The organism is Methylobacterium sp. Leaf466, assembly GCF_001425565.1.
In the GTDB taxonomy this organism is placed as follows: domain Bacteria; phylum Pseudomonadota; class Alphaproteobacteria; order Rhizobiales; family Beijerinckiaceae; genus Methylobacterium.
Map to the genome: position 1 here is coordinate 21,342 of NZ_LMRC01000036.1, position 15,895 is coordinate 37,236.

Annotated in this window: 14 protein-coding genes; 10 read left to right on the forward strand and 4 right to left on the reverse strand. The window is 69.2% G+C overall.

Annotation, left to right across the window (positions count from 1 at the left end; translation table 11 throughout):
* The first annotated feature begins 142 nt into the window (after positions 1 to 142).
* Positions 143 to 2,335: an EAL domain-containing protein gene (locus tag ASG59_RS18895; protein ID WP_082528855.1), complete on the forward strand. Its 2,193-nt coding sequence runs from the start codon at positions 143 to 145 to the stop codon at positions 2,333 to 2,335.
* A gap of 46 nt (positions 2,336 to 2,381) precedes the next feature.
* On the opposite strand, the gene ASG59_RS18900 is transcribed toward ASG59_RS18895, so the two are convergent.
* Positions 2,382 to 2,729, reverse strand: a complete 348-nt coding sequence (locus ASG59_RS18900; RefSeq protein ID WP_244475765.1) for a hypothetical protein — start codon at positions 2,727 to 2,729, stop codon at positions 2,382 to 2,384.
* Between the two features lie 195 nt (positions 2,730 to 2,924).
* Positions 2,925 to 3,599: a transglutaminase-like cysteine peptidase gene (locus ASG59_RS18905; RefSeq protein ID WP_056410844.1), complete on the reverse strand. Its 675-nt coding sequence runs from the start codon at positions 3,597 to 3,599 to the stop codon at positions 2,925 to 2,927.
* A gap of 226 nt (positions 3,600 to 3,825) precedes the next feature.
* Here ASG59_RS18905 and ASG59_RS18910 point away from each other — a divergent pair, with 226 nt between their 5' ends.
* From ASG59_RS18910 to ASG59_RS18920, 3 genes are all read left to right on the forward strand, one after another.
* Positions 3,826 to 4,173: a hypothetical protein gene (locus tag ASG59_RS18910; protein WP_244472468.1), complete on the forward strand. Its 348-nt coding sequence runs from the start codon at positions 3,826 to 3,828 to the stop codon at positions 4,171 to 4,173.
* 77 nt (positions 4,174 to 4,250) lie between these two features.
* The gene (locus tag ASG59_RS18915; RefSeq protein WP_056410847.1) at positions 4,251 to 4,760 is read left to right on the forward strand and encodes an NUDIX domain-containing protein; all 510 of its coding nucleotides are present in this window, start codon (positions 4,251 to 4,253) and stop codon (positions 4,758 to 4,760) included.
* A 58-nt stretch (positions 4,761 to 4,818) separates the two neighbouring features.
* Complete coding sequence (locus tag ASG59_RS18920) at positions 4,819 to 5,490, forward strand: carbonic anhydrase (protein ID WP_055889828.1); 672 nt, start codon at positions 4,819 to 4,821, stop codon at positions 5,488 to 5,490.
* A gap of 86 nt (positions 5,491 to 5,576) precedes the next feature.
* Here the strand turns inward: ASG59_RS18920 and ASG59_RS18925 are convergent, their stop codons facing one another.
* Positions 5,577 to 6,284: a DUF4142 domain-containing protein gene (locus tag ASG59_RS18925; RefSeq protein ID WP_056411041.1), complete on the reverse strand. Its 708-nt coding sequence runs from the start codon at positions 6,282 to 6,284 to the stop codon at positions 5,577 to 5,579.
* Between the two features lie 191 nt (positions 6,285 to 6,475).
* On the opposite strand from ASG59_RS18925, the gene ASG59_RS18930 reads away from it, so the two are divergent.
* From ASG59_RS18930 to ASG59_RS18940, 3 genes are all read left to right on the forward strand, one after another.
* Positions 6,476 to 7,564, forward strand: coding sequence for an acyltransferase (locus ASG59_RS18930; protein WP_244475766.1), 1,089 nt, complete (start codon positions 6,476 to 6,478; stop codon positions 7,562 to 7,564).
* 127 nt (positions 7,565 to 7,691) lie between these two features.
* On the forward strand, positions 7,692 to 8,552 hold the full coding sequence (locus ASG59_RS18935) for a universal stress protein (protein ID WP_055889824.1): 861 nt from the start codon (positions 7,692 to 7,694) through the stop codon (positions 8,550 to 8,552).
* A 120-nt stretch (positions 8,553 to 8,672) separates the two neighbouring features.
* A complete protein-coding gene (locus tag ASG59_RS18940; RefSeq protein WP_244475767.1) occupies positions 8,673 to 9,299 on the forward strand; it encodes a hypothetical protein in 627 nt (208 codons plus the stop codon).
* A gap of 19 nt (positions 9,300 to 9,318) precedes the next feature.
* Here the strand turns inward: ASG59_RS18940 and ASG59_RS18945 are convergent, their stop codons facing one another.
* Positions 9,319 to 10,473 (reverse strand): aminotransferase, encoded by a 1,155-nt coding sequence (locus ASG59_RS18945; RefSeq protein ID WP_056410850.1) that lies wholly within the window; start codon positions 10,471 to 10,473, stop codon positions 9,319 to 9,321.
* 323 nt (positions 10,474 to 10,796) lie between these two features.
* Between ASG59_RS18945 and ASG59_RS21010 the strand changes: the two genes are divergently transcribed.
* The 3 genes from ASG59_RS21010 (at position 10,797) to ASG59_RS18955 (ending at position 15,839) form a co-directional block, all read left to right on the forward strand.
* A complete protein-coding gene (locus tag ASG59_RS21010; RefSeq protein WP_165700243.1) occupies positions 10,797 to 10,943 on the forward strand; it encodes a hypothetical protein in 147 nt (48 codons plus the stop codon).
* Between the two features lie 260 nt (positions 10,944 to 11,203).
* A complete protein-coding gene (locus ASG59_RS18950; RefSeq protein ID WP_055889816.1) occupies positions 11,204 to 12,628 on the forward strand; it encodes an MdtA/MuxA family multidrug efflux RND transporter periplasmic adaptor subunit in 1,425 nt (474 codons plus the stop codon).
* Positions 12,629 to 12,716: 88 nt separating this feature from the next.
* Complete coding sequence (locus ASG59_RS18955; protein WP_055889813.1) at positions 12,717 to 15,839, forward strand: MdtB/MuxB family multidrug efflux RND transporter permease subunit; 3,123 nt, start codon at positions 12,717 to 12,719, stop codon at positions 15,837 to 15,839.
* Positions 15,840 to 15,895 lie beyond the last annotated feature (56 nt).

Genomic DNA, 15,895 nt, shown 5'->3' on the forward strand with positions numbered 1-15,895 from the left:
GGGCGCCGCTGCCGGAGCGAACACAGAAACGATTGTCAACCCGATCGGACGAAAACGGCTACGTTGTCCGATCACGCTTAGAGGATGTTAGCTTTTTGGGCTATCATTTGCTGGCTTACCGCGTCCTGACGGTGCCCATCAAATGACTCCCTCGTTATCAGGATCGGCCGCGGCCATCGAGGCCCGTCGCCTTACCGCACTGCGCTCCTACCGCGTCATCGACACCGTGGCGACGCCCGAGTTGGGCCGCCTGACCGCCCTCGCCGCCGCGAGCCTCGGGGTTCCGATGGCATGGGTCGCGCTGCTGGACCACGATACCTGCCGCCGCCATGCCTGTGTCGGGACCACGACGACCCAGGTTCCACGCCACGGCGCGCCGTGCGCCGCAGCGATGGCCGCCGACGAGGTCTTCGTCGTTCCCGACGTCACCTGCGATCCGCGTCTGTCCGCAGGATCGTCGGCCGATTGGCCGGAGAACCTACGGTTCTTCGCCGGTGCCGCCCTCGTCACCGCAGCCGGCGATCGGCTGGGGGCGCTGTGCATCGGGGATACCGAGGCCAACGCCACCTTCTCGGTCGAAGCCCGGCAGATGCTGGCGAGTTTCGCGGCCCTGGCGATGGCGCACCTCGACCTGCGCCGGTCCGACGTCCTCAACGCCGCCTCGGCCGGGTTCGCCAAGGCGTCCGAATACTCGTTCATCGCCATCGACGAGAGCGGCACGATCACCTTCGTCAACCCGGCCGGCGAGGCGCTGTTCGGCTACGAGCCCGGCGAGATGATCGGGCAGGACATCGAGATCATCATCCCCGAGCCGTTCCGGAAGGCGCACAAGGTCGGCCTCGCCCGCATCGCCTCGGGCTGTCCCACCAAGCTCGCCGGTCGCACCATCGAGCTCCCCGGCCAGCGCCGCGACGGCAGCGTCTTCCCGATGGAATTCTCGATGTCGATCTGGGAGGACCGGGTCGGCATCGGCATCGGCGCGATCATGCGCGACATCAGCGAATGGCGGGCGCGGGACGCCAAGCTCGTCCAGATGGCCCACCACGACAAGCTCACCGGCCTCATCAACCGGGCCTCGTTCGACGAGGACCTTCAGACCGTTCTGGCGGGGGGGCGCCACGCCACGGTCATGCTGCTCGACCTCGACGGCTTCAAGGAGGTGAACGACAGCCTCGGCCATGCCATCGGCGACGCTTTGCTCCAGGCGGTTGCGATCCGGCTGCCGACCTGCGTCGGCGGAACGGTGACGGTGGCCCGGTTCGCGGGCGATACCTTCGCCCTCCTGTTTCCCGGGTCCGGCGATCCGCTGGCGGCCGGAACCTGCGCCGCCACGATCCTCGATACCTTCCAGGCACCGTTCGAGATCAGCGGCCACACCTTCCATGTGAGCATCAGCATCGGCGTGGCGATCGGCACCGGCCCGGAGATCACCGGCGACGAGCTGGTGGCGGATGCGGACCTCGCCCTCTACCGGGCCAAGCGCGACGGCCGGCACTGCATGCGCCTGTTCGATCCCACCCTGCGCAGCGCCATCGTCGCCCGGCGCGCCCTGCACGACGAGGTCACGCGCGGCCTCGAAGCGTCGGAATTCGTCCTGCATTACCAGCCGCAGGTCTGCCTGGTGAACGGACGCATGATCGGCGTCGAGGCGCTGCTGCGCTGGCAGCATCCCCAGCGGGGCCTGCTGCTGCCCGGCGCCTTCATCGAGACTCTGGAAGCCCATCCCCTGGCCGCCACCCTCGGCCGCTGGATCGTCGCGGAGGCGTGCCGCCAGTCGGCGGCCTGGCGCGCCGCCGGCCTGCCGCCGATCCGTGTGGCGGTGAACCTGTTCGGATCGCACCTTCAGGAGGGCTCGCTCGCCCGCGAGGTGATGAGCGGGCTCGCCCAGCACGGCCTGCCGGCCGACGCCCTCGAGATCGAGGTGACCGAGCGCATCGCCCTCCAGGCCGACAGCACCGTCCTCGATCCCATCCGGGAGTTGCATCGCCTGGGCGTCGCCATCGCCTTCGACGATTTCGGCACCGGCTACGCCTCGCTCAGCTCCCTCAAGCGGTTTCCGCTGAACCGCCTCAAGATCGACCGCAGCTTCGTGCGCGACATCCTCACCGACGTGCACGACGCCGAGATCGTGCGCGCGATCCTCGGCATGGCCCACAGCTTCGGCCTCGACGTCATCGCCGAAGGCATCGAGACCTTCGAGCAGCAGGAGATCCTGCGCCGTATGGGCTGCCGCGAGGGCCAGGGCTATCTCTACGGCAAGGCGATGGCGCCGGGTGCCATCGCGGCTCTGCTCGAACGCAAGCCCCCTTGGCGGACCGTCGCCAGCGCCGCTTGAAGTCCCGATGCGGGCCCGCCCCGTGTGGCGGTCCCGCCGGCTGGGATCAGAGCGGCTGGGTGGTCTGCACGCCGAGAAGCCAGCCACGGGCGCGCTGGAGGAGGGCGGGCCGAACCCGCGCCACGTCGTCGTCGTCCACGAGGGGGGATGTCGACAGGGCCGCCAGGTAGGCGGTCTCGCTCTCGCGGCAGGTCCGCACGGCGGTGTCGGCCGCCAGCGTCCGGCTCGTCAGAACGGCCTGCAGGCTAAAGCTGCGCTCGAGGCAGCCGCGCCATGTGGCATGGAGGGTCGCCACGTCGCCGGCGCTCGCGGGGATCGCCGATCCCGCCAGAACGACCGCCAGGATCATGCCGCGCAGGGTCGCGTTTCGCATCGTCCAGGTCCGGTCCGTCATGGGCTCGAGCCCTCCGTCACAGGCCGACGATGCCCTTGCGACGCCTAATATTTCCTTACCGTTAAGGACGTGTCTTCGTCCCGATGTGGGACGCTCCTCGAAGGTTCGGCGTCCTCCCGGTCCACGTTCCGCCGGCGGAACGTCGGTTCGCCGCGGGCCTCCGTCGTAGAGTCGTGGGGCGATGACCGCTCTGCCTCAGCGGTTGGCCGTGGTCACCGGCGAGGCTGCGCGGCCGAGGGAAACCCAGCCGATGCCGGCCTGGCTCTCGCGCTTGATGAAGGTATAGCCGGTCTGGCGCCAGGGCAGGACGCTGCTGGTCTTGTTGTCGAGGATGATGTCGCCCCGGTCGGTGATCAGGGTCAGGACGGCGTGTCCCTCGCCCTTCTCGTCGATCACGACCGTCATCCGCATCGCGCGGCGCGAAAGGCCGGCCTCGGCCAGCATCCTACGCTTGACGAGCTGGAAGTCCTCGCAATCGCCGGCGCCATCCTCGGCGAGGTCCCAACGGTCGGCCGAACCCCAATGGTCGAGGTCGGTGATCGCCCGCAGGGACTTGTTCACCTTGCGGTTGACGGAAACGATGGTGTTCCAGACCGCGGGGCTGAGTGTGATGACGGCCGCCTCGGCGGGCGAAACTGCGCATTCGGCGGCATAGCTCTGGCAGAACTCCGTCCAGGCCGCGATGGGGCGGGCGTCGGCTCCGGCGACGATGGCGCTGGATGCGGTCGGCAGCGAGGCGAACGTCTGGGCCTCCGCAGCCGAGCCGGCGATCAGGCCGGCGAGGATCGGCAGGCCGATGCCGCACAGGGCACGGGCAGCCTTGACGAAGCGCGACGGGGTGTTCTGTAGAGTGGAACTCGCGACCCGCATGACCCTGCCCGTCTCGTTAATCTGCCGTTAACGAACGGTCTCATGGCGGCGGTTCCTCGGCAATCGGCGAGTTAATAAAAGGTTAACACGACCGGTCGCATTGCGCGCAGCTCCTTTGCCGGCGACCGATCCTCCGCCGGGTCCCCCCGGCGGGCCCGCCTCTTGCCGATCGGACGCCGTTCGCCATGTTGTGGCGTAAGGGGACGCCGATCGACGAGGATCGACAGTGATACGCTCTACCGCCTTCGTACCGTTCGCCCTGCTGCTCTCGTGCCTTTCCGCCGGAGCGCAGGACGGGCTCGTGATCGATTCCTCCCGCAAGGCCGTGCTCATCCACGGCAACTACTGCGGTCCCGGCAACAGGGCGCCGCGTCCGCCTGTCGACGCCCTCGATACGGCTTGCATGCACCACGACGCTTGCTCGCCGCCCCGCGGGCAGATCGCCACCTGCGCCTGCAACGATCAGCTCAACCGCGAGGCGGCCGCGGTCGCCGACGATCCGTCCGAGCCGGACAGGGTGCGCGACACCGCCGAGCTGGTCGCCGCGACGGCCCTGGCGCTCCCCTGCCGCTGACCGGTGCCCGCTCGGGGAAGGCAACCGGGTCGAGCACCCGCGCTTGCCAAAGCGGAGGCCCTTGCTAAAGCGTGGGCATGACCGAGCCTCCGCATCGCCAGATCGCCCGTGCCCTGGTCTTCGATCCCCGCGAGCGTCTTCTGCTCATCGAGTACGAGGCGGTCCGGCCGTTCGATCCGGTGGACCCGGAGCGTCGCGGGTTCTGGTTCATGCCCGGCGGCGGGATCGAGCTTGGCGAGACGCCCGAACAGGCCTGTCGCCGCGAACTCGCAGAGGAAATCGGGCGGCCCGATGTCGATCTCGGTCCGTGCGTGGCGACCTGCGACGGACCGTTCCATCTCTTCCGGACCTCGCGCATCGCGCACGAACGCTACTTCGTCGTGCGCCTGCCCGACGATCGGATCGACACGGCACGACTCGCCGAGACCGAGGACAATCCCGTCCGCGGCGTGCGCTGGTGGAGCTTGAGCGACCTCGACGCCACCTCCGAACGGATCGAACCTCGTGGCCTGGCCGCGCTCGCGCGGCGTATCCTCGACGGCGATGTGCCGGGCTCCCCCGTCACCCTGTCGTGGCACGACTCTTGACGGTCGCCCTACCCGTCCCACGTTTATCCCCGCCCGTCCACACCTTGGAGATGTCCGTATGTTTCCCGAAGCCCTGACCTCCGGCTACCGCCATTTTCTCGACGATCGCCTGCCCAAGGAGGTCAGCCGTTACGCCACCGTGGCCGAGGGCCAGAGTCCCGAGGTGCTGCTCATCGGCTGTTGCGACAGCCGCGTCTCGCCCGAGGTGATCTTCGACACGGGGCCGGGCGAACTCTTCATCGTGCGCAACGTCGCCAACATCGTGCCGCCGTTCGAGGCCGGGGGCCAGTATCACGGAACGTCGGCGGCCATCGAGTTCGCGGTGCAGGCGCTGGAGGTCAAGCATATCGTCGTGCTCGGGCATGCCACCTGCGGCGGCATCAAGGCCTATGCGACGCAGCCGAAGCCCCTGTCGGAGGGCAACTTTATCGGCAAGTGGGTCTCCCTCGTCGGTCCGGCCGCCGAGAAGGCGGAGACCCAGAGCGGGCCCGACTACATGACCCGCCTCGAGTACGCGATGGTCGCCCAGAGCCTCGAGAACCTGATGACCTTCGCCTTCGTGCGCGAGCGGGTCGAGGATGGCCGACTGCAGCTGCACGGCGCTCACTTCGGCATCGCCAAGGGTGAACTCCTGGTCCGCGATCCGACCACGGGCGATTTCGCTCCGGCGATCGACCAGAATGGGCAGAAGGTGTCGCCGACCTCGCTGATCAACTGCGTGGAGCCTTGAGCCCAGCTGCCGACCGCGCAAACGAAAATGGCGGGCCATCGGCCCGCCATTCCATATGGTCGCTGTCGGTCGTCGCTACGCGCCGTTCAGCGAGCGCCGGGAAGAGCCTGGGCCATCCGGTAATGCCCCTCGAGCACCGGCAGAGCCTGCTCGGCGTGGGCGCGAAGCGCGGGGTTGGTGCCGGTGGCGGCATAGGACCGGTACATCCCGATCGTCATCTCGTGCGACTGGACCTGCATGCTGCCGTAGAGTCGGTCGAAACGCTGGCCCGAAGGGGCGGCGGCGAGTTCGGCCAGCATCTGCTGCTGCTGCGGGTTCAGGGGAACCATGGTGGTGCCGGCAGTGGTATCGACGTCACGGGTCATCATCCGGCTGCCGGTGGAGGCGCCGCGCGCCGCTCCGTTACCGAGACCTTCGACAGCGCCGACCGGACCACCGCTGAGCGTACCGCCGACGACGCCCGCCGCTGCACCGGTCGCGGCACCGACGGCGCCACCGGCCACCGCCAACGGGGCCTCGATCAGACCGCCGATGGGACCGCCGTTGGAAGCCATCACGTTACGCTCACCGCCCGCGAGAGCGACGTTGGCGGCGCGGTGGTCGCGCACGGCATCGCGGGCGAAGCGCAGGACGGCCGGGTTGCGGCTCTTGTCGAGGGCGATCTGGCTCGACTGGATCTCGAAGGCGTTCGCCTGCATCGCCGCCATGCGGAAATCGCCCTGCATCGTCTGCGCGGCAGCGGGGGCCGAGATCACGGCGACGGCGGCGGTGAACGCTGCGTAAGTCTTGTTCATGGTCATCCTCGAATTCGGTTTCGTCGAACGATGGATGCGACCGTCGTCGGTCGGCCGCATCGCAATCGTCGGTGTGACCCTTCAACGGGGCCTGCTTCTATTGGTTCCTGCCCGATGGGTCAGGCTATTGCTGCGTCGCCCGAGGATACTATAGCCACGCTTGATCGGTCGGATGCGGATCGTCGACGCTGATGCTGCGGGCGATCCAGGTTCTGCGGGCGATGGCGGCCCTGATGGTCGTCATGCACCACGCCACGGTGGAAGCGGTCATCCTGGCCGACCGGGGCGGCGTGGCGTTCGCTGCGATCGGAGTGCTCCCGTGGGCCGCCGGGGTCGACGTATTCTTCGTCATCTCGGGCTTCATCATCGTTCATGCCGCCGCCCCGCTGTACGGGGTGAGGGGTGGTTGGCGGCGCTTCCTCGCCCACCGCGTTGCCCGGCTGGTCCCCCTCTACTGGCTGGCGAGCGGCCTGTACCTCGCCGTCGTGCTGGCCCTGCCGGGGCTGCTCTCCAACGGCGGGCGCGGACTCGCCGAGCCCGGCTTCGTGGTCGCATCGCTGCTGTTCTGGCCGGTGCTCGACCTCGACGGCCGGGCCCAGCCGCTCTATTCCCTAGGCTGGACGCTCCAGTGCGAGATGGCGTTCTACCTGCTGTTCGCGGTCGCTCTGGGCTGGGGCCGCCGTGCCGCCGTCGCCTGGGTCGCCGGCGCCCTCGGCCTTCTGGCCGGATTGTACGTGCTGGTGCCGGACCTGCCGATGCCCCTGGCGTTCTGGAGCGCTCCGATCGGCCTCGAATTCGCCCTCGGCGCCGCGGTCGGCCTGGCACGGGCGGAGGGCCTGCGGCTGTCGCTGGCTCCGCGGCTGGCCTTGGCGCTCGCCGGCCTCGCGCTGCTGTCGGTCGCGCCCGAGCCCGATGCCGTGGCGCGGCCGCTCGCCTACGGCCTGCCGGCGATGCTGCTGGTGGCGGCCGCCGGGCTCGGTGCGTCCGCCGGGCGGGCGACGTCTTCGTCCCTGCCGTGGCGGTTCGGCATCCACCTGGGGGACGCCTCCTACGCCCTCTACCTCGTTCATCCCTTCGTGCTGCGCGGCCTGCGCGGCGCGATCACCGGTCTCGCCCTGCCGATCTCGCCCTCGGCGTCCATGGCCGCGATGATCGTGATGGCGGCGGCGATCGCCCTCGCGGTCCACCGCTACGTCGAGCGCCCGATGGTCGCCCGCGCCCGCCGCTGGCTCGATCCGGCCGGCACCGGAACCCGGCCGAAGCCGGTCGACGGACCCTGAAGAGGCCCATCGAGCGACCGGCGGGGGCGTTTTCCCTCGACCCGTTCCGAATACCGGGCTCCCCTTTTCGAGCCGATGCGCTAGCCTCCGCCATCGTCGCGATCCGACAGGCCGAGGTGCCGCATCCATGAAGACGCTTCTCGTCCCCGTGGCCCTTCACGATTCCCTCGACTCGGTGTTCGAGACCACGCGCATCGTGGCGACCCTGTTCGGTAGCCTGGTGGAGGGGGTCTCCCTCCGGCCGGCCCTGGCGGAATACGTCCCCGTCGACATGGTGGGCGGCATGACGTGGCTGCGCGACGAGGAGGCCGACAAGGCGGAGGCCGAAGCTGCCGGCCGCCGGTTCGTCGACTTCATGTCCAACGCCGGCCTGCCGCTTGCGCAGGAGGGACCCTGCACCCCGGAGGCCGTCGCCAAGGCAGGACCCCGCTACCGCTGGCGTCCCGACGTCCCGGCCGGCGACGCCTTCCTCGGCCATTACGCGCGGCTGTTCACCGCCACCGTGGTCGGCCGGCCCGGCGCGGACGACGGCAGTCCGCGCATGACCACTTTCGAGACGGCCCTGTTCGAAGGCGGGCGCCCGATCCTGCTGGCGCCGCCCAAGCCCCCCGCGAGCCTGGGCACCGCCGTCATGATCGCCTGGAACGGCTCGACCGAGACCGCGCGGGCGGTGGCCTTCGCGATGCCGTTCCTGCGCAAGGCCGCACGTATCCGGGTCATCAGCGTCGAGGGCGGGACGGTCCCGGGTCCGAGTGCGGAAGACCTGGCGCGGGCGCTGGCCTGTGAGGGGATCGAGGCCGACCACAGCGCCCTTCCGGCCGGGCGGCGCACCCCCGGCGAGGTCTTTCTCACCGAGGCGCAGGCCTATGGCTGCGATCTCCTGATCAAGGGCGCCTATACCCAGAGCCGCCTGCGCCAGATGATCTTCGGCGGCCCCACCAGCCATCTGCTCGCGCATGCCGAGATCCCGATGCTGCTGGCCCACTGAGCGCGGCGCACGAAATCGACCGGCGCCGAGGGCACCATCCGCCGAATGGCGGGTTTTCCGGTGTCCGCCCTCGCACCGTTGGGCGACGGCCCGCAGCCCCCGAAGGATCGAGATCCGGTCATGACGTCTGCCACTCTCACGTTCGCCAGGACGGGCGTCGCGATCGCCGCCCTCATGGGCGCTCTCACCGCCGGCGCTTCGGCGCTGCGGGCCGAGACCTTGAAGGTGTACCGCGGGACGATCGAGGACGCCGACAGCGAGAAGGCGACGATCAGGACCCGATCCGGCCAGAGCGTCGTCCTGACCTTTCCCGAGCGGCCGAAGATCTTCTCGGCGCTGACGGGACGTCTCTCGGACGTGAAGCCGGAGAGCTACATCGGCGCGACCGCGATGCCGCAGCCCGACGGCACGCAGAAGGCGCTGCAGCTGACGGTCTTTTCCTCCAGCCTCAGGGGAACGTCGGACGGACATGCGCCCTCCGATCTCGTGGACGGCGCCGCCACCACGAACGGCGCGGTCCAGACCCTCGAGGGGACGAAGGGTCGCGTCATCACCGTCCGCTACCGCGACGGCGAGAAGACCATCGTCGCCGCCGACGGTACGCCGGTGAACCTAGTCGATCCCGGCGACAAGAGCCTTCTGATCTCCGGTGCGCCGATCGTCGCCTTCACCCAGCCCGCACCAGGCGGCAAGATCCGGGCTGTCATCGTGGTCGTCGGCCGTAACGGCACCGTTCCGGCCATGTGAGTCGGGGACGCGATCGTTCTCAGGCCAGCGCCCGGCGGAAGTCGCCGATGCGGTCGAGGGCCGCGTCGATGGTGTGGTCGGCCTTGGCGAAGCAGAACCGCACGATGTGGCGCACCGGGTCCGCGGTGTAGAAGGCGCTGACCGGGATCGCGGCGACCCCGTAGTCCGCCACGAGCGTCCGGCAGAAGGCGACGTCGTCGGCGATGCCCAAGTCCGCGATGTCGATGTTGAGGAACCACGTCGCCTGCGCCGGAAGAACCGTGAACCCCCGCTCCGCCAAACCGCGCCCCAGCCGGTCGCGCGATCGCGCGAACCCGGCGCGCATCTCCTCGAAATAAGCCCTGTCCTTGGCCAGCCCGTAGGCGACGGCTTCCTGGAGGTTGGGCGGCGTCGTGAAGGTCAAGAACTGATGGGCCTTCGACAGGCCCTTCATGAGGGTCGGTGCCGCCATGACGAAGCCGACCTTCCAGCCGGTGAGGCTGAAGATCTTTCCGGCCGAGCCGATCTTCACCGTCCGCTCGCGCATGCCGGGAACGGCCATGAGCGGGAGGTGTCGGCGCCCGTCGAAGACGAGGTGCTCCCAGACCTCGTCGCAGACCGCGACGACGTCGAAACGCTCGCAGAACCCCGCCAGCATGGTGAGATCGTCCTCGGCCAGGACCGTCGCGCTCGGATTGAGCGGATCGTTGAGGACGACGACCCTCGTCCTCTCGCTGAACGCAGCGGCGAGGGCCGCCTCGTCGAGGCCGAAGTGCGGGGGCCGCAGCGTCACGACCCGCGGGATGCCGCCCGCCCTCAGGACCAACGGCCGGTAGGCGTCGTAGGCGGGTTCGAACAGCACGACCTCATCGCCCGGCTCGATCAGGGCCAGAAGCGAGGCGGCCAGGGCCTCCGTCGCCCCCGAGGTCACCATCACCTCCGTCTCCGGGTCGAGCGTCAGCCCCTGGTGCCGGCCGTAATGGGCGGCGATGGCCTCGCGCAGGATCGGCAGGCCCATCATCGGCGGGTACTGATTGTAGCCTTCCAGCAGCGCGCGGGCCGCCGTCTCGTGGATGTCAGCCGGGCCGGGATCGTCGGGAAAGCCCTGGCCGAGGTTGATCGCGCCGTGATGGCGGGCCAGGCCCGACATCACTTCGAAGATGGTGGTCGGAAGATCAGCGAAGACGGGGTTCATGAGACAAAACCGCGGAAAGAAGACGAGGGCGCCGGCTTCACCGCGCCTAGCATGGTGGAAGAGCGGTACATATCCCGACGTCGCGTGCGCAGGCGCACCCTCGACAACGGTCGATCTCTGACGATTGTTGACATTCATCAGCCGTGATTTAGCTTTCGCTCACGGCTGGAGCGGCGCTCGCTTCGGTGGAACTCCGCCCCCTCGTTTCGTCGGGGCCGATGTGCCGCTCCGGTCGTTTCTCGCCGCGAACGCCCCCGCACGGGGCAGGCAAACGTTCGATGAAGTGATACCGGGCGGTATCCCGAACCAGCCCTGCGAACGCGATGTCGAGCCGGACCTGCATCATTCTCGCCTGCCTCGTCGCCGTCACCGGCGCGGGGCTGCGCCTCGCCGTTCCGGTGACCCCTGCCGACGACGCGTTCCGGGAGATGCTGAGGCTCTACCGGACCCTCGAGGACAGGCCCCGATGACCGCGGACGGCAATACCCGGAAACACTGACGCCGCACTGGCGACGCATTGGCGGCCCAGTTGGTATGCCATGCTCGACGTGTCGCTGCTTCACGATGCCGGTTTCCCCCGGCGCGGCTGTTCCGCCCGGCCGGGATGTCAAACCGCGTGGCCGGCCCCATCTTGGGCGAGCACCAAGTCGGGGTCGACGTCGGGCGCCGGATCGGCTGCCGACCATTCGCTTCGCATGGTGCTCCGCGCCGGGCGATCGGGCTTGTATCGATGAACGACAGCACCCCTATCCGCACCGAGACGGCGCGCGACTATTCCGAGCCCAACCCTACCGTGACGCGTCGCTCCAGGAGCGGCTGGATCTGGTTCCTGCTCCTCCTCGCGGCGGCGGGCGGCGGCTACTACGCCTACCGGACCTACTCTATCCCCAAGGGCGAGCAGGCCAAGACGGAGGCCGCGGCCGAGCCGGGCCGCGGCAGGGGGCGCGGCGGCCGGACCGGCGACCCGGCCCAGGCGGTGGGCGTCGCCCGGATCACCGCCGGCGACATTCCCGTGGTGCTGTCGGGACTCGGGACCGTGACACCGCTGGCCACTGTCACCGTGCGCTCGCAGATCAGCGGCTACCTCACCCAGATCGGCTATCGCGAGGGCCAGATGGTGAAGCGCGGCGACTTCCTCGCGCAGATCGACCCGCGCATCTACGAGGCCCAGCTCGCCCAGTTCGAGGGGCAGCTGCAGCGCGACCAGGCGCTCCTGCAGAACTCCAAGCTCGACCTCGCTCGCTTCCAGCGGCTGTCGCAGCAGGATTCGATTTCGAAGCAGAACGTCGACACGCAGGCGGCCCTCGTCAAGCAGAACGAGGGCACGGTGGCCGCCGACCAGGCCCTCGTCGATCAGCAGAAGCTCAACATCGCCTACTGCCGGATCACATCGCCGGTGGAGGGCCGGGTCGGCCTGCGTCAGGTCGATCAGGGCAACTACGTCACCGCCGCCTCCACCGCCCTCGTGGTGGTGACGCAGCTGCATCCGATCTCGGTCTTGTTCACGCTGCCCGAGGACGATGTCGCGCGCGTGATGAAGCGCATCCGCGCCGGAGCCAAGCTCACGGTGAAAGCCTACGACCGCGGCGACACCGTCGAGGTCGCCAGCGGGTCGCTGGACACGGTCGACAACCAGATCGACACGAGCACCGGCACGGTCAAGCTGCGCGCCATCTTCGACAACAAGGACGACGCGTTGTTTCCCAACCAGTTCGTCAACGCCAAGCTCACCGTGGACACCCTGGCCGACGTCCCCATCGTGCCCACCGCCGCGATCCTGCGCGGCACGCCCGGCACCTACGTCTATCTCCTCGACGGCGACAGCAAGGTGGTGGTGCGTCCGATCAAGCTCGGCGAGAGCGACGGGCCGCGCACCGCCGTGATCTCCGGGCTGCAGGTCGGCGACCGGGTCGTGGTCGACGGGACCGACCGGCTTCGCGACGGCGCGCCGGTGCGGGTCATCGAGGACAAGGCGGCTGACGGCAAGACGGCTGACGGCAAGATATCGGACGGCAAGCCCGCCGACGCTCAGCCCGGTACGCCCACTGCCGAAGGGGCGGCGGCCGCCACCGGCGCGTCGATGCCGGCCGCTCAAGGCCAGCCCGGCGCGGAAGCGCCCAAGCGCGAGCGCCGCCGCCGCGAGCAGGCGCCGTGATGGCGCACCGCGTTTCGATGTTCGGCCGCGGTCCGGGCCCGGTCCGGGGGGAGGGGCGTCACGGCGTGCCAGCCGCGGCGCGCACCCGATGAACCCGTCGCGCCTCTTCATCCTGCGACCCGTCGCGACGACGCTCCTGATGCTGGCGATCCTCATCGTCGGCATGGTGTCCTACGTGAACCTGCCGGTCTCGGCCCTTCCCGCCGTCGACTATCCGACCATCCAGGTTCAGACCTTCTATCCGGGCGCCAGCCCGGAGGTGATGACCTCGGCGGTGACCGCGCCGCTGGAGCGGCAGTTCGGCCAGCTCGCCAACCTCAACCAGATGTCCTCGCAGAGCTCGGCGGGCGCGTCCGTCGTCACCCTGCAGTTCAACCTCGACCTGCCCCTCGACATCGCCGAACAGCAGGTCCAGGCGGCCATCAACGCCGCCGGCAACCTGCTGCCGAGCGACCTGCCGGCGCCACCGATCTACGCCAAGGTCAACCCGGCGGATGCGCCGGTGCTGACCCTGGCCCTGACCTCGGCGACGCTGCCGCTCACGCAGGTGCGCGATCTCGCCGAGACGCGCCTGGCGCAGAAGATCTCGCAGGTCCCCGGCGTCGGCCTCGTCAGCGTCGGCGGCGGCCAGCGCCCGGCGGTGCGGGTGCAGTTCAACGCGCGGGCCCTGGCCGCCTACGGGCTCAACATCGACGACCTGCGCACCACGATCGCCAACCTCAACGTCAACACGCCCAAGGGGACCATCGACGGGCCGACGCAGTCCTACGCCATCAACGCCAACGACCAGATCCGCGACCCGGCCGCCTACAAGGATGCGATCATCGCCTACAAGGCCGGCTCGCCGGTGCGGATGTCGGACGTGGCCGACGTCGTCGACGGCGCGGAGAACACCAAGCTCGGCGCCTGGATGGACGAGACGCCGGCCGTCATCCTCAATATCCAGCGCCAGCCCGGCGCCAACGTCATCAGCACCGTCGACAAGATCAAGGCGCTGCTGCCGCAGCTGCAGGCGACGCTGCCGGGCGCCATCACGGTGACGCTGCTCACCGACCGCACCGTCACCATCCGCGCTTCCGTCCACGACGTGCAGGTCGAACTGGCGCTGGCCATCGGCCTCGTCGTCCTGGTGATCTTCCTGTTCCTGCGCAGCGTCGCCGCCACCCTGATCCCGAGCCTGTCGGTGCCGCTGTCGCTGATCGGCGCCCTCTCGATCATGGACCTCTACGGGTTCTCCCTCGACAACCTCTCCCTGATGGCGCTCACCATCGCCACGGGTTTCGTGGTCGACGACGCCATCGTGGTGATCGAGAACATCTCCCGGCACGTGGAGGAGGGCGATCCGCCGTTCGAGGCGGCGCTCAAGGGTAGCCGGGAGATCGGCTTCACCATCATCTCGCTCACCGTGTCGCTGCTCGCGGTGCTGATCCCGCTCCTGTTCATGGGCGACGTGATCGGCCGGTTGTTCCACGAATTCGCGATCACGCTGGCGGCGACCATCGTCATCTCGGGCGTGGTCTCGCTGACCCTCGTGCCGATGCTGTGCGCCCGCCTCCTCAAGCACGTGCCGGAGCGGGTGGCGCGGCGCGAAGGGTTCCTGTCCCGGCTCGGACGCCGGCTCAGCGAAGGCACCATCGCCGCCTACGGCCGCGCCCTGCGCGTGGTCCTGGCCCACCAGGGCCTCACGCTGATCGTGACGGTGGGCACGGTGATCCTCACCGGCTACCTGTTCGTGGTGATCCCCAAGGGGTTCTTCCCCGTGCAGGACACGGGCGTGATCCAGGGCATCACCCAGGCCGACCAGACCGTGTCCTACGCCGCCATGGCCGAGCGCCAGCAGCAGCTCGCGGCCATCGTGCTCAAGGATCCCGACGTGGTCAGCCTGTCGTCCTTCATCGGCGTCGACGGCCAGAACGTGACGCTCAATTCCGGGCGCTTCCTCATCAACCTGAAGCCGCACGCCGAGCGCAAGGACGCGGCCTCGGCGATCATCCGGCGCATTCGCGAGGCCACGGCCAGCGTGCCGGGCATCCGCCTGTACATGCAGCCGATCCAGGACCTCACCATCGACACGGCGGTCAGCCCGACGCAGTACCAGGTGATCCTCGAGAACCCGAACCTCGACGCCTTCACCGTCTGGGTGCCGCGCTTCATCCAGGCGCTGCAACGCTCGCCCCTGCTGGCGGACGTGGCGAGCGACCTCCAGAACGCGGGGCTGGCCGCCTACATCACCATCGACCGCTCCACGGCCGGCCGCTACGGCATCACGCCGGCCACCGTCGACAATGCGCTCTACGACGCCTTCGGGCAGCGCATCGTCTCGACGATCTTCACCCAGTCGAACCAGTACAGGGTGATTCTCGAGGCCGATCCGGAGCAGCACAAGACGCTGGAGAGCCTCAACACCATCTACCTGCCGTCCTCCACGGTCGCCTCCGGCCAGGTGCCGCTCTCGGCGATCGCCCGGGTCGACGAGCGGCGCGCGCCACTCCTGATCAGCCATCTCGGCCAGTTTCCCGCCAGCACCGTCTCGTTCAACCTCGCCCCCGGGGCGGCGCTGGGCGACGCGGTGGGCGAGTTCGAGCGGGTCCGCAAGGAGATCGACCTGCCGCCGAGCTTCCGCATCGTGCCGCAGGGCTCCGTCCTGGCCTTCGAATCGGCGCTCTCCAACCAGCTCTTCCTGGTGCTGGCCGCGATCGTGACGGTCTACATCGTGCTGGGCGTCCTCTACGAGAGCTTCATCCACCCGATCACGATCCTCTCGACGCTGCCCTCGGCGGGCATCGGCGCCCTGATCGGCCTGATGCTGTTCGGCCTGTCGCTCGACGTCATCGCCATCATCGGCATCGTGCTCCTCATCGGCATCGTGAAGAAGAACGCGATCATGATGATCGACTTTGCGCTCCAGGCCGAGCGCGAGGAGGGCAGGAGCCCGCGTGACGCGATCTACGAGGCCTGCCTCCTGCGCTTCCGCCCGATCCTCATGACGACGCTGGCCGCCCTGTTCGCGGCGGTGCCGATGATCGTCGGCACCGGCGTCGGCTCCGAGCTGCGCCAGCCGCTCGGCATCGTCATCGCCGGCGGCCTCATCGTCAGCCAGGTGCTGACGCTGTTCACGACGCCGGTGATCTACCTCGCCTTCGACCGGCTCGAACGACGCATCACCGGTCGGCGCGAGGGCGGGGCCAAGACCGCCGGGGCCTCGACGTGAGGGACGATCGCACGGGTTCGCGCTGTCACGCGACGCGGATCCCTTCCCCCTCCGCG